The following is a 21,067-nucleotide window of genomic DNA, read 5'->3' as shown; positions in this document are numbered from 1 at the left end:
TCCCACTACTTATTTGGTGGACACCACTTTGTCTAATTCGTCAGATTCTGACCAGACGGTTCAGGCTGTACGCTTACGGCTGTCGACCTCATAAACCAGAACAAAATGGGGGTGAATAACCAGTTCCCGGGTTCCTTCCACACGACCGTTGCGACCTTTATACGGCTGCCCGGCCAGGCTGCTGGCTGAATAACCAATCCGTTCGTCCAGTTCAATGGCGGCCATCAGGTTCTGCTCCGCAATGTACTCACGAATGCGCTTCCTGTCCTGGCTGGCCAGCATGGTCCAGAATATCTCCATCATTTATCGGAAACCTTCCTGCTCATTTCATCCCGCCATGCAGCGGCAGAAGATTCGACCATGTCATGGGGAAGCACATCGCCGCGCTCGAGTTGCTGACGTCCTGCCGCAACCTGGTCACGGAACCAGGTATTATGCTGCCGTTCAACGGTCTGGCGCATAAAATCCCGAATTAACTGAGAGCCATTACGGTCCATGCTTTTTGCAGCGGCCATAAAAGCATCCTTCAGTTCAGCGTCGATTCTTAAACTCATATTAACCTGTGCCATTTATCACCTCGTCATTACTATGTATATACACAGTATATAACGATTCAGATATCGTCACCAGGATATGCCGCGCCAGCGGCATGGAAGGCGGCACGCTGTGGTTACATGTGATACCGGAGTAAAACCGCCGAAGCCCGGCGTCAGCCGGTACTGATTGATAGATTTCACCTTACCCATCCCCAGCCCTGTTAAGCCATACCCGCTTTCAGTCATGAGAGAGTTTCTGTGCGCGGTCGGAGTGGTCCCGACGAGGGTTTACCCGAAGTCGGGGCGTATCTCCGCGTTAGCGGGCCGTCAGGGCCGCTTACGAGCGTGTACTGAGAACATCCAGCCAGAAGACTGACAGCGATGACAATGTAGTTACAACATTCATAATTAAAAGCGATGTTGTTCCCGCCCTTTGGGCGGGGGCGGCCTCGCTTTTCAGTTATGAGGGGTGGGCACGATGCTGCGCTTGTGTGGTGTTTTTATTCCTGATTCCTGATGTCTTTTTGCTGTGGTTTCAGAACGGTGAGGTTGGGGGCCCGCGCGTTAGCGTGGGAGGTGCTTTTAGATTCTGAGCGGCGCGGCCTTGGCCGCTGCAAGCGAAGGCCTCTTTGTGTTTGTTCACAGTGGTTTCAGAGATAAAGACTTTCCCTGCGGCGAAGCAACGCAGGGGATTAAATAATGGGGTTAAGACTATATTGCAGGTTTGCTGTTTCAGGTTTGCAGCTTCTTAAAGTTCTTTATTTGCGGATTTATGTGGATAACTGAAACAACGTGGCCATGTTCTGATGACTGATGCGTGGTTTTATGGGCAGATATGCCCCTCTGAGGGGATTTAAGGTGATTACTGCGGATTTTGGGCTGAGCGGAACCAGCGCCGAAAGCCCCGGAGGGGCTGGTGATGATTCAGTGCTGAGGGAATGGTGCTGTCTAGTGCGGTGGCGGGGCAGCCAGCGTCAGTTCAAGCTGACGCAACTCCCTGATGGCCATTCGCTTCAGATGGTCATCGGAACAAAAATAGGCTTCATCCGGAGGCAGACGCTTCCTGAGATACTCTGCCATCTCATGAATCTGCTGGTCGGCAGGCAGTTTCTTCAGGCGTCTGGCGCGCTTACTGGCTGCTGCTTTCGCACGACGGTGTTTCAGCGCATCCTGACTGCGCTGCAGATACCAGCGTTTTCTGGCCGCATGTACGGAGATATCTTCATCCTCACGCAGAACACCTTCCCGAATGAGCTGCTGGCGGATTTCACTTTCACGCAGTCGTTTCTGCTGCTGTTCGTGAAGTTTTACCATGTCGACGCCCAGCATCTGCCAGCCTGCCGGTGTTATCCAGACGTAACGTGGCAGACGCTGGCGGGTTTCACGGTCCCACAGGGTTTCCTCTGAAACACCCAGCACACCAAAACGTACCTGTTCGGCCAGCAAACGGGAAAGGCGGGAGACCGTCACTTCCAGTTCCGGAATAACCTTCCCCTTGCGGTCTTTCGGGCTGATTTCTCGGGCCAGACGGGAAACACTCATGCCTACGGTATGTGTGCCCGCATCACTGAAGCTGACCAGAACCGGCCAGATGGCATCGAGGAGGCGTTGTTTTTCCGGACGGAAAGCATATTTGCGACCGGCATACGTTCGTTTCTGCACGTAAAAAGGATGCAGAGACATGTGCATGCGCAGGCTCTGCTCGCCGGTCACCGGGTCCTTTTTCACCAGACGGTTGTAGGCGTGCCCGAGCTGCCCGCTCAGCGCCTTATAGCGCGCAGGACGATACCAGGACGGATTTTCGCATTTGGGTTTGGTGGAGTGTTCACCGCGACGGCGCTTCGTGCGCTTCCTTTCCGGTTCAACCAGGAAAGTGGTCGCCCTTCCCGCTTCATAGTCTTCCCAGAAACGGATCTGCTCTTCGGGTGCTAACTGACTCCAGTGTACTGCGTTATATGGAGTATTCTTCAGACCTGCCACAAGCTGTCGCTTATGGCGGAGCGATTGTGCCGTGTATTTATACACTGCACAGGGTTGAATCTCTGGTACGGTTTCATTATACTTTACCCGTATTCTGTGAGGCCCCCACTATCTTTCGTCGTTCCGCCAAGTTCGTAAGAAAGATAGTGGGGGTTTTCCTTTTATGGCTTCCGGAACATCTTCAGTCTTCTGACTTACTGCCCGTACATGCCATCTCTCCTGAATGCCTTATGGCGCATTCTGCCGTCCGGCTTTCGCCGCTTTGCTCCACAGAGTGCCACCCTCTGCACAGCTAATAACAGCCGAAATATACCCGCTTTACGTTAATTTGAAAAGCATTACAACGATCTCTTCTCTTCCAGTGCCTCCTCACTGATACCTCTAATAAGTTAATCTTGACCTGCGTCAAAAAAATAAAATCTATTTTTAAAAGCAGATTTTTCTGCTTTAGATCCTTCTTTTGGATTAAAAGATCGACTTTTGTCCTACTCACGATCATTTATCTTACAACCGATCCACCCAACAGAATAATATTCTGTTTTAATGCAATTAAACGATCTAAAAAACCTTTAAAAAATCATTTTGTAGATCATTCGATCGTAAATAGAATAATTCTTAGATGATAAAACCATTTGTTACACAACCCGCCAATTGTGTAACAACAGCCTCTACAAGAGCATATTTGTTCATATGTTCGTCAGAACTGCGGATTGTCTGGACGAGGGTCAGACACCGTTTCGTGCATATGGACCAGCATGTTCGAACGCCACAAAGCAGAAGCATCATGCCTGGATCGCTTCGGCGCGGAGCGTTAAGTTTTGACGCTTTTTTGTATGTTTTTTAAGCTGTTAGTTGACTCGGTGCGTTATACTAAGTACCCTTTACTGGTCACAGGCAAAACTGTGATCGGGCGTAGGAACCCGCGTAGTCATCGTCGGCGCAGAAGTTAATTTCTTCATTTGGCGTCGTTTTTTGCCATACCATAAAGACAGGAACTTGTATTTCTTGTCGTCATCTATGGTAGCTCAGGCGGGGCAGGCATTAGCCTGGCCGGTTTCCGATGACGCCGGTATTCCTACCCCCGTCTGGGCTATCACCAATGAGCGTAGGAACTCGGTGATAGCGTTTTTAGTTGTCATCGGAGACCTTTGCTATGTCACCTCAACTGATACAGAAACTCCCGGCCATCACTCTGTTGGAAGGCATGTTTCCCGAGCTATCAACAAACCAGCTTAAAGTCTGCGTTTTTTACGCAATGGGTGTTCCTTACGACGCCATTGCTCAGAACTGTCGGCTTTCTCCCGAAACGGTACGAACCTACCTGAAGCGAAGCCTGAAGAATTTAAATCTGGAAGGATATGATGCACTTCGCTCTGCTGTGCTGATGCGAACTTTCGTTTTCATGATTAGCAATACAGCTAAAGAAAACGAAAAAATGTGAACAGGTGTCCCCATTAAAGGGGACACTTTCATGGAAATTGCATTTTGCACTTTACAGGCGATCCCAAATTGATAAACATAAACACCAAGCACAAGTTACTTTAATAAAGCAAATCACTTCAGACGGTGTCCCAGTTATTTGTATCTGGCTCATGCCCGATATATGGCGATCTTACTCTGAACTGACGTGCTGATGTTTTATTTCGCGTATCACAATACTGTGCCACTGTATTGCTGATATTAGTGCTTAGCCGTTCTTTATCTGTGAGTTCGCCAAATCACCGATACAGAACGTACTAGAGTCTGCTGGTTATATGCCTGTCAGAACTGCAGTTTATCCAGATATGGGCTGGACACTGCTTCAGACATATGATTTAGCATATTCGCCTGACATCGCAAAATCGTCCATCATGGATCGGTTTTGCGCGGAGCGTTGAACTTCGTGAATATAGAACACCTGAATAACCGGAACTGGTATCTTGCGCAATATAATACAGCCGGCAAAAACAGAGAATCTTTATTCTCATGGCTGAATGAGCAAAACGTCGTACCATGGACTCCATTAATAACAAGAAAGATAAGACGGGCAGACTCCAGGCGCTGTTACCGTGAAAGAATATTCGCTATTTTTCCAGGGTACTTTTTTATTCTGGCTAATTTTGACATTCAACCAGTATCGGCATTACGTCGCCATAGCGCCTTCATTGATTTCGTGAAGTTTGGCGGTGAAATAAAACCCGTCAATAAAGATATTGTTGATGGATTAATGAAGATTTACCCGGACCCTGTGCTAAATCCGGGAGCCAGGGAAGAGCTGAATGCGGCTTCCAGCATATGGCTGACAAAAGCACAATATCAGTATCTCCTCAGAATGGAAAATACTCTCCAGCCTGAGTCGAGGATATCCCTGCTCCTGGAACTGGTATCAAATGCCGAACATCACGGCTTTATGGAGCGCCTTGTAAACATCCCATAGCCAGTATTTCCCGGCCTTCGGGCCGGGCTTTTTTCAATTCAAGAGAATATTCCGGAGTGAAGCCTGCACGAAGCCATCCCCACCATGGACTCCCCCTGTCTTTTGATGGAACCGTGTATTTCTTAATGGCGAAAGAAATAAAAGGCTTCACCCCAGAGTATTGATTCGTTTTATCAAAGGCCGGCCCGTGCCATCACGTGTGGCGGAGAGAACGGATACCGGTCTTCTTTTCATCTCACAGTAGGACATTCGCATGACCACGACAGAACATCCCGTGCGCCAGTTGCTCTGGTGTGCACTGAATGCCCTGAAAACGGCACAGGAAAACCACAATATAACCAGTGAAACCGGATTACGGCATTACCTGCTTGAATGGCTTTCTGGTGCCAGCAGACATCCTGAGTTCCGTAGTCTCCCTGGCGAAATCATGGCGTTAAAAGCATTGACCGAAAAAGATCGCAATATTCCCATCATCGGAACGCTGAATACGCTCTTTCTCAGCTCTGCCACTGTCGGGGAATGTCCGTTGTTTCGTTTTCGGGCTGCACTGGGTAAATTACAGAAAGCAGGCTGGCGCACATATGTCTGCCCATGGCCTGAGAGGGTGTTCAATGAATCCATTGAACGGGCCTGTTCCGGGAAACGTCATCTGCTACAACTAAGTCGCACCGAAGAGTGTTTTCTACCGACAGGCGATATGAGGGCACCAGTTACGTTGCAGCTGATCACTCCACTACACCGCAAAACTGTGCAGCTTCTGGAAACGGCAGAGTTAATATTCTCCGACGAAGGATTTCAGGTGGTGAGAGGATACGAACATCAATTCGGGATCGAACGCAGAGAAACCCTCTTTCACACCCTATTTATCGGACTGCCCAGCTTGCCAGAAGATGTCTGGGGTGCAACACAGGAGCAGACGACTATCACATTACACTGAGGATGTGTAATCCCCGGCATACCCCGTTTCCAGTCTTCGCAGCCTGTACCGCCCTTCCTGCCGTTTCCGACATTCTTTCTGTCACTACTCGCTTGTGCCGTTTTTTCGCAACCGGTACGTGCAGTTATGACGGTACAGCTGCTTCTTTTCGCGTTCCGGAAGGAGTCTTTGATGCCACAGCAACATCCCGGACGACTGCAAATACTGGTCGTCGACGCACACTGCAAACGCAGGCTGTTTTCAACGAAAACACCGACAGATCCCGATGAGCTTGCCCGACGTTTCTGCACGCCGGATAACTGTCTCGTGGTGGTACTACGCGACAACCGATTTCTGTTCCGACTGGAGCGTGCTCCCGGCAGCCACTGCCGCTGGCACAAGGGCAGCAGCTCCCGCCATCAGCATCTACAGGACTGGCTGTCGTAAACACAACAAAAACAAAAGACCTCGTCAAAACAGGTGGGGGCCGTGTTCTTTTTAGTTAAATTAACCATCGCGATTGCGATTGTCTGTGTACTCCTTTTAACGATTTTAATTTAGCCGTTTGTTGCCATCTTTATTACCTCTCCCCCTTCTCTCCCTTTTATCATTGGAGATTAACGATGTTTACCATGTTCTTTCTAGTTAAATTAACCATCGCGATTGTGATTGTCTGTGCAATCCTTTCGCCGTTTTTAATTTCACCACATAACAAACTGTCCACACTTTTTTGGAAGATACCAAACGCGTTCTGGATTTTCCTGATTTGCATATACTTTGCAATCGCCATGGCGGTGTTAATAGAAAGCAGTGAACAGACACGCATCCGCCGCCAACAATATTTCCAACAGTACGAAGTGCCAAATGAGACTCATAAAAATGTGGTGATAGAAAACAGTATTAAAATTCAACTAACATGAAAAATAATAACGTACCATTATATCTATGGTTACTTTGGTGTACTTTTTGCCTGTACATCACTACCCCGTGGCAATACTTCCGTTATCTATACACTGACCACATATCACTATCTTATATATTAGATTTCTGTATAGTGGTTATTATTTGCTTTTCCCCACTACTTTTCAGATGCGTACTTCTTATCGTAAGGTCTGTATCTAAATACAACTTCACATTCTTTACGAAAAAAAAGGGCAGTAAAGAATCAAGCATACATCTTAGCCCCTATGCCGATACACGTTGCCCGGAGTCAATGAGGAAACACTGGGATGTGTTACTTTCTCTGATATCAAAAGCAATTAATAATGATGAAACCATTGTTATGCATTCACATCTCTTTACTCCTGCAAGAATAAATAAACTTATAAAGAGACTGGAATCTTATGGTTTGAATTTCTCTGTTATTACATGCCCACGGAAAACAAGTCTGTATGAAAAATTATCAATTCCTTTTGTATATCTCTTATTTCAGTGGTCTCTCCCGCATTTGCATTCGGACGGAATGACAGTCGTCATTCGTCCTCTCCAGCCGCCTCACACCAATTAACAAACACGTATATACGAACACGGAGTCTCCGTTATGAAAAAAAACTATCTGACACTTATACTGCCGTCATTATTGTCCGGCTGTGCCGGAATTTCCGGCAGCAATAACGTGGCACCATCAGATACGCCTGCTCTGGTTTTTGTTGACGGACAAATCAGTGAGAGTGCTGGCGTTCTGGCACTTACGCAACAACGTCTTTCTCCACCTAAAATAACTCCCCCCCCGAGAGTCAGCGTGCCAGAGACAGTAAAAACAGCACAGCCAGTCAGCGAATCCCGACCGTTACCTTCACCAACAATAAGTCAGAATTTCTCCCGGTTAATCATTACAGGCAAGCCTGGTAGCGCCCCTGTAACACTATCGCCGACGGCCCGTAACCGGACCGTCAGTCAGTGGATAAAAACATTACTACCGGAAGGATGGAAATTCAGACAAGAGAATGCAGCCACGCCCAAGCTGAATACCAAACTGGTTTCATGGTCTGCCAATGATCAGTGGACCCGTTCTCTGAACCGGTTGCTGGAAGAACAACACCTATGGGGCCATCTGGACTGGGATAATAAAACGTTGACCGTCACAACATCAGCTGCTGCACCGGCACAGGACACGGCAACCACTATCTCGCCAGCAGCCATGGTAACCACATCCACTTCCCCTGAATCTCCAACAACAGCAAATAGCCAGAACAAACCACGAAATCCATTCAGAGGAAACAGCGTATCTTCGTCAACCCCCGCCGCCACCCCAACTCCAACCGGCTCCACAGTCAAGTCTATCCCGCTCATGACCGGGACGCCTGTCAAACCGGTATCTCAGGGTAAAGAGTGGCGTGCGCCGGCAGGCACCACATTAAGAGAGAACATTATTAAGTGGGCAGAAGAAACAAAATGCGAAAGCATGGCATCAACGCACTGGATGGTCATATGGCCACTTTCTGTAACCGATTACCGTCTGGATGCGCCTTTAATGTTCCGGGGATCATTTGAATCAGCCATGGAGCAGGTATTTGAGTTATATCGGACTGCGCAAAAACCTTTATACGCACAGGCTTCTCGCATGCAGTGCATCATTACAGTTTCTGATACAAGGGATGGTCGCTAATGGGATGGCTGGTCATGGCCGTCGGCCTGACCATTCTGATTATCACTGGTAGCTACCAGAATCAGAAGATGTCTGAAACCACAAACGCCCAGCAATATGCAAGTGCGTCTGTATGGGCAAGTCAGATACTAATGATTGCTAACAGAATCAATGATATCAGATACGTATCAGGCCAGCAGGACGGAGTAATTTCCTCAGATAAACTGGCTCTCCCTGTCACTCCGGACTCCCGAATTAAACATCAGTTACAACAGGGGCGTCTGTGGGTATGGATGCCTGAACAACCAGGACTTGTTGAAACTTTGCGTTCAAAAAGTCGTGGTTCTGCACTAATAGGGATCTTCCAAAACGGGCAACTCACCTGGCTATCAGGAACTGCAACCGGTCTGACACCCCCGGCAGGCATTACTGCTGGTTCTGTCGTCTACGTTAACTAATCTGGATATATTCATGAAAAAATCACACCAGCGTTCAATGAAGCTGGCGGTGCTCCCCTGCATGATCGCCGTCGCTCTTTCCATCTCCGGATGTACTTTCAGCGAAATCAACAAAATGCAGAAAAAAGCACAGGAAGACTCAGCACATGCACGGGAAAAGGTATCAGCCCTTTCGGCCCGTAAATCGCAGGCTCTCACCTGGCTCGATAATCAATGGATAAACCCTGTTCCGGTCGCTCAGGTATCAAGAGAGAAAAAACAAACAGCTCCGGCCTGCTACATCACGCAGGCAAGAAAAGGAGAGATCACTCTGCAGGAACTGGGGCAACGTATTACTGCCGTATGCGGCATCCCTGTAATCATCACGCCTGACGCAGCCAATTCAACTCTTGAAGGAGGCGCTACCCGCCAGATGACAGGAACACTACCAGCACCAGATGAAAATGGACGTCTACCGTTAAGCAGCCTGGGCAGCACAACAATGACTACCTCCACTCAGCCATTAACGCTGAATAACCTCATGTGGCAGGGAGATATCAATGGTCTTCTGGATCTGATGGCCAGCCGGAGTGGTCTGTACTGGCGCATGGATAATGGTCGGATTGTATTCTATCTGACTGAAACCAGAACGTATCCACTTCATATGCTGAACACCAAAACCAGCAGCAGTTCCAGTGTCAGCTCTGGCTCAACAAGCACAATGGGGGCAACAGGAGGCCAGGATAACTCAGCATCCGGTGATGCAACGTCCTCTCAGAGCACAACCGTTGGTCAGGAATACGATCTGTATGAAGACATCCGGAAAACTATTGAAGCAATGCTGACACCAGAAAAAGGCCGTTACTGGTTATCTGCATCGAGCTCAACGCTAACAGTCACTGATACTCCTGCTGTCCAGGAAGCCGTCGCACGATATGTGGACGAACAAAACAGTATTATGAACCGCCAGGTAGCCCTGAACGTACAGGTTCTGAGCGTCAGCAATACCAGAAACGAGCAGTTCGGTCTGGACTGGAACCTTGTTTACAAATCGCTACATTCCGCCGGAGCAACGTTGAACAATGCAAGCGGAGATTTTACAGGCGCTACATCTGCAGGCGTATCAATTCTGGATACGGCAACAGGGAATGCCGCCAAATTCAGCGGTTCCAGCCTTCTGATTAAAGCACTGAGTGAACAAGGCGATGTCAGCGTTGTAACTTCACAAGAAAGCACTGTCACAAACCTGACGCCGGTACCTATCCAGATGGCAGATCAGACAGTTTACGTCGCCCAGTCAGCAACAACTACGACTACGGATGTAGGAGCAACAACAACATTAACACCGGGCATGATCACCACTGGATTCAATATGACCCTACTGCCTTTAATTCAGAAAACAGGCAATCTCCAGTTGCAGATGAACTTTAATCTGTCTGATCCCCCAACTATCCGTAGCTTTACGTCAAAAGACGGAAACAGTTACATCGAAATGCCATATACCAAACTGCGTTCACTGAGCCAGAAGGTCAATCTGAAAGAAGGGCAATCACTTGTCGTTACTGGTTTCGATCAGAACAATACGACGACAAGTAAAGCCGGTACGTTTACGCCAGCAAATCCATTATTTGGTGGTTCACAAACCGGGAAAAATGAACGCAGCACGCTTGTGATCATCATTACCCCGACTTTCCCGTCAGGAGGCAATAATGGCTGATGAAGATATCAACCCGGTAGTGCTTCTCGAAGATCCTAAAGTAAATCATCGCGTGTGGGCTGCCTGTCTTAAATGGACTCCTGTCGTAAAAAAACAGCGCGTCCCCTCACATCATAAACACAAGTCTCATGTAAAACCCAGACGGCTTACCTCCCTGAAAGTGACTGTAGGCAGCAGAAATTCCCGTGGAAAGATCAGCCGCCTTACCGGCACAGGAATACTGACCAGGCCAGAACGCAATCATTATTTTTCCCTGGCACTGGCTTTCTGCTCATGGGTCAGAAATGGATACGGTGTCTTCCGGTACAGCGATAAGGAGCTCTTATTCCTTGCTTCCATTAATGGCCAGCCTGCCGTTATGGCTGACTTATCAGGAAATGATGCCGACGTTGCCCAAAAGGTCAGCCTTTTTCTGGCGATGAACGAAGAGCCCCCCGAAAAATGGCAGGTTGTATCGTCTCTGGAACATCCTGATAACTGGGAAAGTATTATTACCCGGTTATCATCAGCAGACCTCCGCCGTTGCAAACTTACTGTCGGCAATCGCAGCAAATTCACACTGCCTGCCGTACTGTTTTTAGTAGCAGCCGGCGCAGGCACTGTATTCTGGATGACTCAGCCAGAGCCGGATGTCGTACCGACGCCCGAGGAGATAGCTGCTCGGGCAAGATTGCAGTTTAAAAAGCCCGATCCACCGCCAGAACTCCCGCATCCATGGGCATCACAACCTGTAATCAGTGATTTTCTGAAAGCCTGCGCGGACCTTCGAAAACCGTCACCGGTCGCACTGGAAGGCTGGATACTTACCGGCGGAACATGTACTCCTGAGACATTCACACTGATTTACGAACGACAGCCTGGAGGAACCATTGAGGGTTTTCTGGCAAGAAGTAAAGAAATCTTTGGTGTTATTCCTGACTTTAACCTTAAAGATGGTGCACGCCAGGTTTCTGTAACCCGTCCACTGCCGTCCCTGCCCGGCAGGGATGAGGCTGTCCCGGCCCCCTCAGAACAACTGATGCGGGTGTTCACGTGGTTTCAGAAAAAACAGTTAACACCGGCCATTAATGAAATAGCCATACCGGAGCCATTACCAGGCAACGATGGTGAACCAGCCCCTGTTCAGAAATGGAAAGAATATCAGTTCAGTTTATCAACTCCTGTAAATCCTGATGAGTTTTTCCCTTTACTTCAGGATACCGGCGTCCGTCTGAGCAATATCCATTTTGAATTAAACGGCGGTACTTTCAGTTATTCCTCAGAAGGTCATATATATGCGTCCAAGTAAATTACTCATTATTCCTTCCATATTTTTCTTCTCTGGTTTTTCATTTGCCACAACACAACCTCTTGTCACAATAGGAGAACTTGAAGCACAACAAAACCGGAATATTCTTTTACAGGCAAAAGTTCAGGGTGCACAGTTACAGAAACAACTTGAAGAATCAGATGTTACTTCATCATCTGAAACTGTTTCAGGTTTCTCTGGTATGACCGCCCCCTTGCCATCAGTTTCAGAGCAAACGGCACCGAAAAACAGAAAAGAATTGCCCATCATTATGGAAATAAACGGCAAAGATAAACGTCTTCATGCCGTTCTTCGCATGGCTGATGGACGTCAGACAAGCGTCACCACTGGCAGCCAGCTTCCAGGTACATCCGTCACGGTGAAGTCGATCTCATTGTCTGGCGTCACGTTAAGTGATGGCACTACCCTTACTTTCTGAGTAACGTGATATGGATAAATATAATCTGAAGGATGCTCTCCTTTTTATATCCCGGGGAGACACCCATGAAATTCTTATAGAAACAAACCAGCGGACAAGGCCTGACGTACAAAGTAATCTCCAGGAACTGCTAAAATTATATCCGGGTATCAACCCAAAAGTAGTCTCGTTGTCGGAGTTACAGGAAGCAGGTCAGGATGAAAAAAACAGAGGCCCGAAAGAACGAATTATTCATCTGAAAGATCTTGCTGATGTCAGTGAGAGTGAGAAGAAAGTTCTATCTTATTTTGAAACGGCCAGAAAACTTGGTGCTTCAGATATTCATTTTTTAATTTCTGAGTCTATTTTCAAAGTTCGCATGAGAATATTCGGTGAACTGCAGACTGTAGATGAAGATCAACCAGCACTGGGCTATTCACTTTGCGCAACAGCCATTCTGTCAATGGCTGATGTCACTGAAACCAGTTTCTTCCCTCAAAGGGAACAGGATGCGCGCCTGTCCCCACAATTAATGCGAAAAATAGGAATATTTGGTGCACGCTACAGTCACAGACCTACGGGAGACGGTCTGATTGCAGTTATGCGCCTGATACCCGATGACGGAGATAAAGTTCCCACGTTTAAACAACTGGGCTTTATCCCGGAACAAATCCGGTTGCTGAACATAATGCTGCGCCGCCCGGAAGGAAAAATAGTCCTGTCAGGTCCAACCGGTTCCGGTAAATCGACAACGTTACGCAGCGCCTGCCGTGTATATCTTGACGATAATCAGGGGCGACACCTGCTAACAATCGAAGATCCGCTGGAAGGACAGATACTGGGAGCAACACAGACTCCGATTATCTGCGACAAATCCGACGAAGATGCCGTCAAACTGGCATGGAGTCGGGCTATTTCATCGGCAATGCGACTTGACCCTGATGCCATCATGGAAGGGGAAATGCGCGATCTTATCTCGATGATGTCAACCACCTACGCGGCACAGACCGGGCACATAGTTCTGACGACATTACATACAAACTCAGCTCTGGGTATACCGGAGCGAATGATTACGATGGGTATGAATGCCGATCTTATTTGCGATGCGCAATTACTGATTGGGATGATCAGCCAGCGCCTTGTACCAACTCTGTGTCCCTCCTGCCGTATTCCATGGGAAACGCGAGCACCTGAACTTAGAGACGACGAGCGTGATTACCTTGAGCGGCACTGCAATAAAGATTCACTCTGCAGTACAGATAATATCTGGTTCCGAAATCCTCACGGATGCTCTGAATGTAATCACGACGTAATCATTAACGGCAGAAAGCGCGGTGAAATAGGTAAAGGCCTCACCGGCAGGACTGTAATTGCTGAGGTGATAGAACCTGATAACCGCTTATTTCAGATTCTGAAAACACGCGGCAAAGTTGCAGCACGTAAATACTGGCTGGAAAACATGAAAGGCATCAGTCGTGTAGAGCATCTTCTTCGCCGTATCAATGAAGGTCTGGTAGACCCTCTTGAAGCCGACAGAATCATCCCTCTGGACGAAGACGAGCGCCTCAGCATCGATGATGTCTAACAGGAGAACAACATGCGTGAAATGAATTTCAGTCAACGGCTGAGGCGTTTCATTGTCAGAAAAACGTTCAGCGCCCCCTACAGGGTGCAGTTTTACGAAGCCCTGCGTTTTCTGCTGGAAAATAAACAGCCATTAAAGACCGCACTGGAACAGATGCGGGATGCCTGGACAGACTTTGGACGAAAATGGCATCCCTTTGCTGAACTGGCCACAGACTGCATTGAGTCTCTTCGTGAAAACAGTGGCGAAAACTCTCTGGAATATACTCTTAGTTTATGGGTTCCTCAGGAAGAGGCCGCAGTAATCAGCGCCGGGATAAGAAGTGGTTCAATTGTGGATGCACTGCAATTCGCCACCACTCTTACAGATGCAAAAGAACAAATCCATCAGGCTATATGGCAAATGGCTATTTATCCGGTGGGATTGTTAATCATGATGACGGGGACATTATATGTTCTGAATACAGAGCTAATACCTGAACTGAGCAAAATAAGCTCCCCCGATTCATGGAGTGGTGCTCTTGGTTTTCTTTATGGATTATCTGTTTTTGTCGATAATTACGGCGCTATATGTGCAGTTCTTTTTGCAGTGATCACAGGTTTAATATCATGGTCTCTGCCAAACTGGAAAAGCCCTGACAGTGTTCGTACTTTTGCCGACAAGATAATGCCATGGAGTATTTATCAGGATATACAGGGAGCAACATTTCTCCTGAATATGGCTGCACTTCTGAAAGCCAAAATGACGACGCTCAACTCGCTAAACATTCTTCAGGAGTTTGCATCACCATGGTTAAGCACACGTCTTGACAGCATTATTTACCGCGTCCGCCAGGGGGATCATCTTGGACTGGCTTTGCGTCAGTGCGGTTATCAGTTCCCATCCAGGGAAGCAGCCAACTTCCTGTCTTTATTACAGGGAGATGGCGCAACAGAGCTAATCAGCAATTATGGTCAACGATGGCTTAGTCAAACACTTCAACGTGTAAAGAAACGGGCAAACGTGATTCGTTTAATTATGCTGATATTTCTTGTCATGTCTCTCATGTTACTGGTTTTTGCCATTATGGATATTCAGTCTATTAGTGACAACAGCATGGGTAACTTTTAAACAAAACGAGGATATTTATGTTAGTAGAAAATATTAATACCACTTTAACTGGAAATAATAAGAAGAATGAGCCTCATGATAAAGGATGGGCAATTTTGGAGCAGGGAACAATAGCGCTCGTTGTTCTTTTTGTTATAGTCGTTGTTCTGGGTAGTTTGTATGCGTTGCGTACAAGAGCCAATGTGGCAACTGAAACCGCAAATATACAAACAATTATCACAAGTGCCCAGAGCCTGCTAAAAGGTAGCGATGGATATACATTTACCAGCAGTGCCAAAATGACAGGTGCCCTCATTCAGATGGGTGTCATTCCCTCTGGGATGACCGTACAGGGCGACAAAACATCTGGTACAGCAACGCTCTATAACGCATGGGGCGGTGCTGTAACTGTTGCCCCGGCTTCAACATCAGGGTTCAACAACGGTTTTACCGTTACCTATGATAAAGTCCCACAGGATGCCTGTATCCAGATTGCCACACGAATCAGTAAAACTGGTTTAACTAACGGCATTACCCTGAACAGTACTGCTCACAGTGATGGAAAAGTCACTACTGAAGAAGCCAGTACGCAATGCAAGGCAGATAATGGCAGCACTGGTACAAACAAACTTATCTTCACCATCAATGGTTAAGGAGTTTTAATGTCAGGGGGTACAGTACCCCTCAGACTTATTTCATTAATCCTGCTTTTTTCTCTTATTCCACCCGCCCGAGCTTCATACGTAGCTCCCAAACAGATCTGGACCAACAAGTGGGACAATTGCTTTGCCGCTGCCGGCGCGCGCTATCAAATTGAACCATTATTATTGAAGGCTATTTCTGCCGGGGAATCTTCGTTGAGGCCGGGCGCAATTAATATAAATAAGGACAAAAAAACAGGTAAAGCCAGTAGCACGGATTATGGGTTGATGCAAATAAACTCAACCCATATTCCAAAGCTGGTAAATATGGGCGTAATAAAAAAGTCTGAGGATTTAATTACCAAACCATGCCTTAATATCCATATAGGAAGCTGGATACTGGCAAGACATTTTCAGATATGTGGCGTCAGCTGGAATTGCCTTGGGTCATACAATGCCGGATTCCGTAAGGACAGACATGAAACAAGAGAGCAATATGCCAATAAAATATGGAGAATTTATCGTGACATGAAAGGGATATGTCTTCCCGGACAGGGAGGCAGGCAATGCAGACAATCGTAGGCATAAGTCTATCCCCTGTTTATATACTGCCATTGATGTTCACATTTTCCATTATTGGACGAACTCTGCTATTCAGAGTTCGTCATTTTTTATCTGATACGGGACATCTCTGGTATAAGACACACCCTGCTGTTCTGTCAGGAATATGGCTATACAGTATAGCTGTGGCGTTAATTATTTTATCATCATCACCACTGCTCTACCGTATTCATGCTGTCCTTATTCTTTCGTTCATACTGCAAATGGCGGTAACGGATGCACTGACAGGTTTATTACCAGGAACATTCACACAGCGTTTTTTAATTGCAGGAATGCTATCGCAAATCACGACTGATATATGGTGGTTCCGTACAACAGAATTTGCCACTGCTGCAATTGTCTTATTCTGTCTTCATAAATTAGTTAACCGCCATCGTCTTAATATTGGCACTGGAGACCTGTGGCTTATTGCGGGTATTACCGCATGGTCAGGGTTATATAACGCCATATGGTGTGTGTTGCTGGGCACAGGAGGATTTGTCTTATGGCATTCAACATGGTGCATAAAAGGGCATAAAGAAGGCCCTCTGGGTCCATGGCTATGTTTTGGCCATGTCCTTTTGCTGCTGGATAATCTTTATCAACCACTATGGGTAATCTGATGAAAAAATATGACCGAGGCTGGGCATCGCTGGAAACTGGCGCGGCTTTACTGATTGTTATGCTCCTGATTGCCTGGGGAGCGGGCATATGGCAGGACTATATTCAAACAAAAGGATGGCAAACTGAAGCACGTCTTGTCAGCAACTGGACCAGTGCGGCCCGCTCTTATATAGGGAAAAACTACACGACTCTCCAGGGCAGTAGTACCACAACAACTCCTGCCGTTATCACGACAACCATGCTGAAAAATACCGGCTTTTTGTCCAGCGGGTTTACTGAGACAAACAGCGAGGGGCAGCGGTTACAGGCATATGTGGTTCGAAACGCCCAAAACCCGGAATTACTACAGGCAATGGTTGTATCCAGTGGTGGCACACCTTATCCAGTGAAAGCACTTATCCAGATGGCTAAGGATATTACCACTGGTCTTGGTGGATATATCCAGGACGGCAAAACAGCCACAGGTGCATTACGTTCCTGGTCAGTAGCTTTAAGTAATTATGGTGCCAAAAGCGGTAACGGGCATATTGCCGTATTGTTATCGACAGATGAACTTAGTGGTGCAGCTGAAGACACTGATCGTCTTTACAGATTCCAGGTCAATGGTCGCCCTGACTTAAACAAAATGCACACGGCCATTGATATGGGATCAAATAACCTGAATAACGTTGGGGCAGTAAATGCCCAGACAGGTAATTTCAGCGGCAATGTGAATGGTGTAAATGGCACTTTCAGCGGTCAGGTAAAAGGCAATAGCGGAAACTTTGACGTAAATGTCACCGCTGGCGGTGATATCAGAAGTAATAATGGTTGGTTAATTACTCGTAATAGTAAAGGCTGGCTCAATGAAACTCACGGTGGCGGATTTTATATGTCCGATGGATCATGGGTTCGAAGTGTAAACAACAAGGGCATCTATACCGGCGGTCAGGTGAAAGGCGGTACTGTTCGGGCTGATGGTCGCCTTTATACTGGTGAATACTTACAACTGGAAAGAACTGCCGTTGCTGGCGCATCATGTTCGCCTAACGGCCTTGTAGGCCGCGATAATACAGGGGCAATACTTTCGTGCCAATCCGGTACGTGGGGGACAATAGGTGGAAAACTCAAAGTTACTCAGCTTTCCACCATAGGTTATCTGGGGCAATTCGACTTCTGTGCCATTGCCAGAATGGGCAACGCAGAGGATGCCCACTACTGCCAGGTAGTTGAGAGCCCAGCAGGCTCACGCAAATGGTACAAATACGAGCATAAGACAGGTTGTATTGCGTCGTGTGTAACGCTCAATTAAGTTTGATATCCAAATACTGAAAATACCCCGGCACCACATGATGTATTTTCTGTTGGATAGGATGTTATCTGATAGGAAGTACCTGCAGGTACAGCAAAGCTGATAAAGGCTGTTTTTCCATATGCAGGGTTATTGCTGGCATTCACGCTAATTAGCGTCCCACCAACATATCCCTGCAGTCGGGATGTATTTGCACATGCACCTCCGGCAGATCCTCCATTACCTCCAGATGCATAAATAAACAATGTACTGCCCCCTGAATTCCGCCCTGAGAATGAACCTCTATGTGAACCTAAGTTTGTGTAAGAACCATTGAGCGAACCAGAAGTCTTCCACGTACCGGATTGGCACGTAGGCCAGCAGCGCCAGCAATTTAATCTCAGTTCTGACACGCGACGACATAACTACATTTTCCGGTTAAATCAGCTCTAAATGTCCCTTTATGGAAATTGTATTCATCATAAAAACCACATTTAACAATTCGATTTGCATCATAAGTTGCAACTGATCCTGCAAAGTAATTCGGCTTCCAACCTTGAGGGTTTTCTGCATTGCTCACACTCCATGAGCACTGACTGGCAGAAAATCCTGTTGGCAGCGGTATTTGCTGACCATTTGCTATACGACCAGTTATCACCGTACTACCAGAATTGCTTTTACGCCAAGTACCGGATTGGCACGCTTGCAGAGAATGATTGTTGGCATTATTTTTTGCCTCTTTTGAGGTTAGCATGCCGTCTCCACGCATCCGTAAAATGTCCCTGTCACGCGCACTGGATAAGTACCTGAAAACAGTTTCTGTTCACAAGAAAGGGCATCAACAGGAGTTTTACCGGAGCAATGTTATCAAGCGATATCCCATTGCCCTTCGGAATATGGACGAAATAACAACCGTTGATATTGCTACATACAGAGACGTTCGTTTAGCAGAAATCAACCCCCGAACGGGTAAACCCATTACAGGTAATACTGTACGTCTTGAACTCGCCCTTCTGTCATCTCTGTTCAATATTGCTCGTGTTGAATGGGGAACCTGTCGTACTAACCCGGTTGAACTGGTTCGCAAGCCGAAAGTATCCTCGGGACGAGATCGCCGGCTAACGTCTTCAGAAGAACGTCGCCTTTCTCGCTATTTCCGCGAAAAAAATCTGATGTTGTATGTCATTTTCCATCTTGCCCTTGAGACAGCCATGCGGCAGGGCGAAATACTGGCCTTACGTTGGGAGCACATTGATTTGCGCCACGGTGTGGCTCATTTACCTGAAACCAAAAACGGTCACTCACGGGATGTTCCTCTGTCCAGACGTGCCCGTAACTTTCTTCAGATGATGCCCGTTAATCTCCACGGCAATGTTTTTGATTACACCGCATCCGGCTTTAAAAATGCCTGGAGAATAGCCACACAACGACTTCGCATCGAGGACCTGCATTTTCACGATCTACGGCATGAAGCAATAAGCCGCTTCTTCGAACTGGGTAGCCTGAATGTAATGGAGATTGCTGCAATATCAGGACATCGTTCCATGAATATGCTGAAACGGTATACTCATCTTCGTGCATGGCAACTGGTCAGTAAACTTGATGCCCGCCGGCGGCAGACACAAAAAGTGGCAGCATGGTTTGTGCCGTATCCTGCCCATATCACGACCATCGATGAAGAAAATGGGCAGAAAGCGCATCGTATTGAGATCGGTGATTTTGATAACCTTCACGTCACTGCCACAACGAAAGAGGAAGCAGTTCACCGCGCCAGTGAGGTTTTGTTGCGTACACTGGCCATTGCAGCACAGAAAGGCGAACGTGTCCCATCTCCCGGAGCGTTACCTGTTAACGACCCTGACTACATTATGATTTGCCCTCTGAACCCGGGCAGCACCCCGCTGTAAACATCATTCAAAACACATACAGAAAGGCGAGTTGCAACAACTCGCCAAACACATTCGATCTGCATGATCGAAATTATTCGTTTCACCAGAAAAAACACCGAAGATACAATAACCACATGAGCTGAAAAGACTTTTTCAGTCGGAGGAACAATGAGACTGAATACGACCGGTATTGCGGCCCGAATGATGCTCTCGCTGGACAAAAAAGCAATCGGCGAAAAACTCATCAACGGTCGTCAGATAAACCCGACACCTCTGCAGGTCCGTTACCCCCAAGGGGTAAGAGAAGTTCTGGGGATAATGAGCGAACAATTAGCCATATCCACCGCTGATTTAACCCGAATCCTGCTTGAGGATGCTCTTCATAATATGTTTATGCCTGCGGATAACACCACAGGAAACATAATAAGCAGAATTGAATACATCATGCTGTCGCATGATATAAATGCGCCATTACTGGCAACATTGCTGTCGCCATGGAATATCCGCTCCACGGTTATACAGGACCCGGCCAGACTTGCAGACTATCTTTCAGCTGACGCTCTCGAACATCTTGCTGAATGTTTTAATCTCAATCCGGACTGGCTGAATGGCCATGAAAACTATCCGATAGCGTTGTCCGGTGAATGGCCAGATACTGCTGATAATTTCAGAATGCTTATTAGTGATAGCAGCAACACTGAAGTTATTTTCTGGCATAGTTTCCCCTTCGCAGGAAACACGAAAAGAGAATATTGCGGGGTAATATTGAGACAGAAAAAAGAAATAAATGGCTCTGTAATATATCCGGCACTATCATTATCACCAACACTTCTGAACGATGAAAAAAGAAAATGGTTAACTGAATATACAACCAGGCAGAATACAACAATGTCTTTGCGACGCGTCACGTTGAGACCTGGCCTTGCCGGGAACCTTATTACAGGGCAAATACTACCTGTTAGCTTATTTAATACGTCTTTATTACCCTGGTAAATACCAGATAGTACCAAAGTAAAAAATTACGGCACATCCGTGTCATAGCGTTGTTTTGTCTAAATTCTGATAAACAGGAAA

26 protein-coding genes are annotated in these 21,067 nt (G+C 47.0%); 20 read left to right on the top strand and 6 right to left on the bottom strand.

Annotated features, from left to right (window positions below; all coding sequences use genetic code 11):
• Positions 1-60: 60 nt before the first annotated feature.
• The 4 genes from BEB54_RS21365 to repA form a co-directional block, all read right to left on the bottom strand.
• The gene (locus tag BEB54_RS21365; protein ID WP_272897252.1) at positions 61-300 is read right to left on the bottom strand and encodes a type II toxin-antitoxin system RelE/ParE family toxin; all 240 of its coding nucleotides are present in this window, start codon (positions 298-300) and stop codon (positions 61-63) included.
• A complete protein-coding gene (gene yacA, locus BEB54_RS21360; RefSeq protein WP_000079932.1) occupies positions 300-569 on the bottom strand; it encodes a type II toxin-antitoxin system antitoxin YacA in 270 nt (89 codons plus the stop codon). Before yacA ends, BEB54_RS21365 begins: the two co-directional genes overlap by 1 nt.
• A 54-nt stretch (positions 570-623) precedes the next feature.
• Complete coding sequence (locus BEB54_RS29010) at positions 624-782, bottom strand: hypothetical protein (protein WP_172953785.1); 159 nt, start codon at positions 780-782, stop codon at positions 624-626.
• A 702-nt stretch (positions 783-1,484) separates the two neighbouring features.
• Positions 1,485-2,516, bottom strand: coding sequence for a plasmid replication initiator RepA (repA, locus tag BEB54_RS21345; RefSeq protein ID WP_077684103.1), 1,032 nt, complete (start codon positions 2,514-2,516; stop codon positions 1,485-1,487).
• 972 nt (positions 2,517-3,488) lie between these two features.
• On the opposite strand from repA, the gene BEB54_RS29985 reads away from it, so the two are divergent.
• The 18 genes from BEB54_RS29985 to BEB54_RS21235 all read left to right on the top strand — a co-directional run bounded on the left by BEB54_RS29985 (position 3,489) and on the right by BEB54_RS21235 (position 18,125).
• Entirely contained in the window at positions 3,489-3,752 is a 264-nt protein-coding gene (locus tag BEB54_RS29985; protein ID WP_001324596.1) for an ash family protein, read from the top strand.
• On the top strand, positions 3,670-3,957 hold the full coding sequence (locus tag BEB54_RS21325) for a helix-turn-helix transcriptional regulator (RefSeq protein ID WP_000074849.1): 288 nt from the start codon (positions 3,670-3,672) through the stop codon (positions 3,955-3,957). Before BEB54_RS29985 ends, BEB54_RS21325 begins: the two co-directional genes overlap by 83 nt.
• A gap of 441 nt (positions 3,958-4,398) precedes the next feature.
• Positions 4,399-4,932 (top strand): transcription termination/antitermination NusG family protein, encoded by a 534-nt coding sequence (locus tag BEB54_RS21315; protein WP_001306770.1) that lies wholly within the window; start codon positions 4,399-4,401, stop codon positions 4,930-4,932.
• A 253-nt stretch (positions 4,933-5,185) separates the two neighbouring features.
• Complete coding sequence (locus tag BEB54_RS21305; protein WP_089640894.1) at positions 5,186-5,869, top strand: conjugal transfer protein TraC; 684 nt, start codon at positions 5,186-5,188, stop codon at positions 5,867-5,869.
• A 171-nt stretch (positions 5,870-6,040) separates the two neighbouring features.
• Positions 6,041-6,295 (top strand): PilI type IV pilus biogenesis protein, encoded by a 255-nt coding sequence (locus tag BEB54_RS21300; protein WP_001136187.1) that lies wholly within the window; start codon positions 6,041-6,043, stop codon positions 6,293-6,295.
• A gap of 176 nt (positions 6,296-6,471) precedes the next feature.
• A complete protein-coding gene (locus BEB54_RS21295) occupies positions 6,472-6,768 on the top strand; it encodes a hypothetical protein (protein WP_001571594.1) in 297 nt (98 codons plus the stop codon).
• Positions 6,765-7,355 (top strand): pili assembly chaperone, encoded by a 591-nt coding sequence (locus tag BEB54_RS29825; RefSeq protein WP_071595658.1) that lies wholly within the window; start codon positions 6,765-6,767, stop codon positions 7,353-7,355. Before BEB54_RS21295 ends, BEB54_RS29825 begins: the two co-directional genes overlap by 4 nt.
• 33 nt (positions 7,356-7,388) lie before the next feature.
• Positions 7,389-8,456, top strand: a complete 1,068-nt coding sequence (pilL, locus tag BEB54_RS21285) for a type IV pilus biogenesis lipoprotein PilL (RefSeq protein WP_001492935.1) — start codon at positions 7,389-7,391, stop codon at positions 8,454-8,456.
• The gene (gene pilM, locus BEB54_RS21280; RefSeq protein WP_000539807.1) at positions 8,456-8,893 is read left to right on the top strand and encodes a type IV pilus biogenesis protein PilM; all 438 of its coding nucleotides are present in this window, start codon (positions 8,456-8,458) and stop codon (positions 8,891-8,893) included. The genes pilL and pilM overlap by 1 nt, the downstream gene beginning before the upstream one ends.
• A 13-nt stretch (positions 8,894-8,906) precedes the next feature.
• Complete coding sequence (pilN, locus tag BEB54_RS21275) at positions 8,907-10,589, top strand: PilN family type IVB pilus formation outer membrane protein (RefSeq protein WP_000748143.1); 1,683 nt, start codon at positions 8,907-8,909, stop codon at positions 10,587-10,589.
• Positions 10,582-11,877 (top strand): type 4b pilus protein PilO2, encoded by a 1,296-nt coding sequence (pilO2, locus tag BEB54_RS21270; RefSeq protein WP_105282267.1) that lies wholly within the window; start codon positions 10,582-10,584, stop codon positions 11,875-11,877. The genes pilN and pilO2 overlap by 8 nt, the downstream gene beginning before the upstream one ends.
• Entirely contained in the window at positions 11,864-12,316 is a 453-nt protein-coding gene (gene pilP / locus BEB54_RS21265) for a type IV pilus biogenesis protein PilP (RefSeq protein ID WP_105282266.1), read from the top strand. Before pilO2 ends, pilP begins: the two co-directional genes overlap by 14 nt.
• A 10-nt stretch (positions 12,317-12,326) precedes the next feature.
• Positions 12,327-13,880 carry a GspE/PulE family protein gene (locus BEB54_RS21260; RefSeq protein ID WP_001492932.1) on the top strand — a complete coding sequence of 518 codons (1,554 nt, stop codon included), beginning with the start codon at positions 12,327-12,329 and terminating at the stop codon, positions 13,878-13,880.
• A 12-nt stretch (positions 13,881-13,892) separates the two neighbouring features.
• Positions 13,893-14,990, top strand: a complete 1,098-nt coding sequence (locus BEB54_RS21255; protein WP_001208805.1) for a type II secretion system F family protein — start codon at positions 13,893-13,895, stop codon at positions 14,988-14,990.
• 17 nt (positions 14,991-15,007) lie between these two features.
• Positions 15,008-15,622, top strand: a complete 615-nt coding sequence (locus BEB54_RS21250; RefSeq protein WP_000959785.1) for a type 4 pilus major pilin — start codon at positions 15,008-15,010, stop codon at positions 15,620-15,622.
• 9 nt (positions 15,623-15,631) lie between these two features.
• Positions 15,632-16,192, top strand: coding sequence for a lytic transglycosylase domain-containing protein (locus BEB54_RS21245; RefSeq protein ID WP_000014117.1), 561 nt, complete (start codon positions 15,632-15,634; stop codon positions 16,190-16,192).
• Entirely contained in the window at positions 16,177-16,833 is a 657-nt protein-coding gene (locus BEB54_RS21240; RefSeq protein WP_001306767.1) for a prepilin peptidase, read from the top strand. The genes BEB54_RS21245 and BEB54_RS21240 overlap by 16 nt, the downstream gene beginning before the upstream one ends.
• Positions 16,833-18,125 carry a shufflon system plasmid conjugative transfer pilus tip adhesin PilV gene (locus BEB54_RS21235; RefSeq protein ID WP_105282269.1) on the top strand — a complete coding sequence of 431 codons (1,293 nt, stop codon included), beginning with the start codon at positions 16,833-16,835 and terminating at the stop codon, positions 18,123-18,125. Before BEB54_RS21240 ends, BEB54_RS21235 begins: the two co-directional genes overlap by 1 nt.
• Here BEB54_RS21235 and BEB54_RS21230 read toward each other — a convergent pair.
• Positions 18,122-18,370: a hypothetical protein gene (locus BEB54_RS21230; RefSeq protein ID WP_001349157.1), complete on the bottom strand. Its 249-nt coding sequence runs from the start codon at positions 18,368-18,370 to the stop codon at positions 18,122-18,124. The two genes, BEB54_RS21235 and BEB54_RS21230, sit on opposite strands and share 4 nt — an antisense overlap.
• A gap of 134 nt (positions 18,371-18,504) precedes the next feature.
• Complete coding sequence (locus tag BEB54_RS29415; protein WP_001393368.1) at positions 18,505-18,858, bottom strand: hypothetical protein; 354 nt, start codon at positions 18,856-18,858, stop codon at positions 18,505-18,507.
• Here BEB54_RS29415 and BEB54_RS21210 point away from each other — a divergent pair.
• Both BEB54_RS21210 and traE read left to right on the top strand, forming a co-directional pair.
• The gene (locus BEB54_RS21210) at positions 18,857-20,011 is read left to right on the top strand and encodes a tyrosine-type recombinase/integrase (protein WP_001139957.1); all 1,155 of its coding nucleotides are present in this window, start codon (positions 18,857-18,859) and stop codon (positions 20,009-20,011) included. The genes BEB54_RS29415 and BEB54_RS21210 overlap by 2 nt on opposite strands.
• A gap of 150 nt (positions 20,012-20,161) precedes the next feature.
• A complete protein-coding gene (gene traE / locus BEB54_RS21205; protein ID WP_001238939.1) occupies positions 20,162-20,986 on the top strand; it encodes a conjugal transfer protein TraE in 825 nt (274 codons plus the stop codon).
• Positions 20,987-21,067 lie beyond the last annotated feature (81 nt).

The sequence above is a fragment of the Escherichia sp. MOD1-EC6021 genome (assembly GCF_002965245.1).
GTDB lineage: Bacteria > Pseudomonadota > Gammaproteobacteria > Enterobacterales > Enterobacteriaceae > Escherichia > Escherichia coli_F.
Note: the sequence above shows the minus strand (reverse complement) of the source record. Positions and strands in the feature narration are given on the sequence as shown.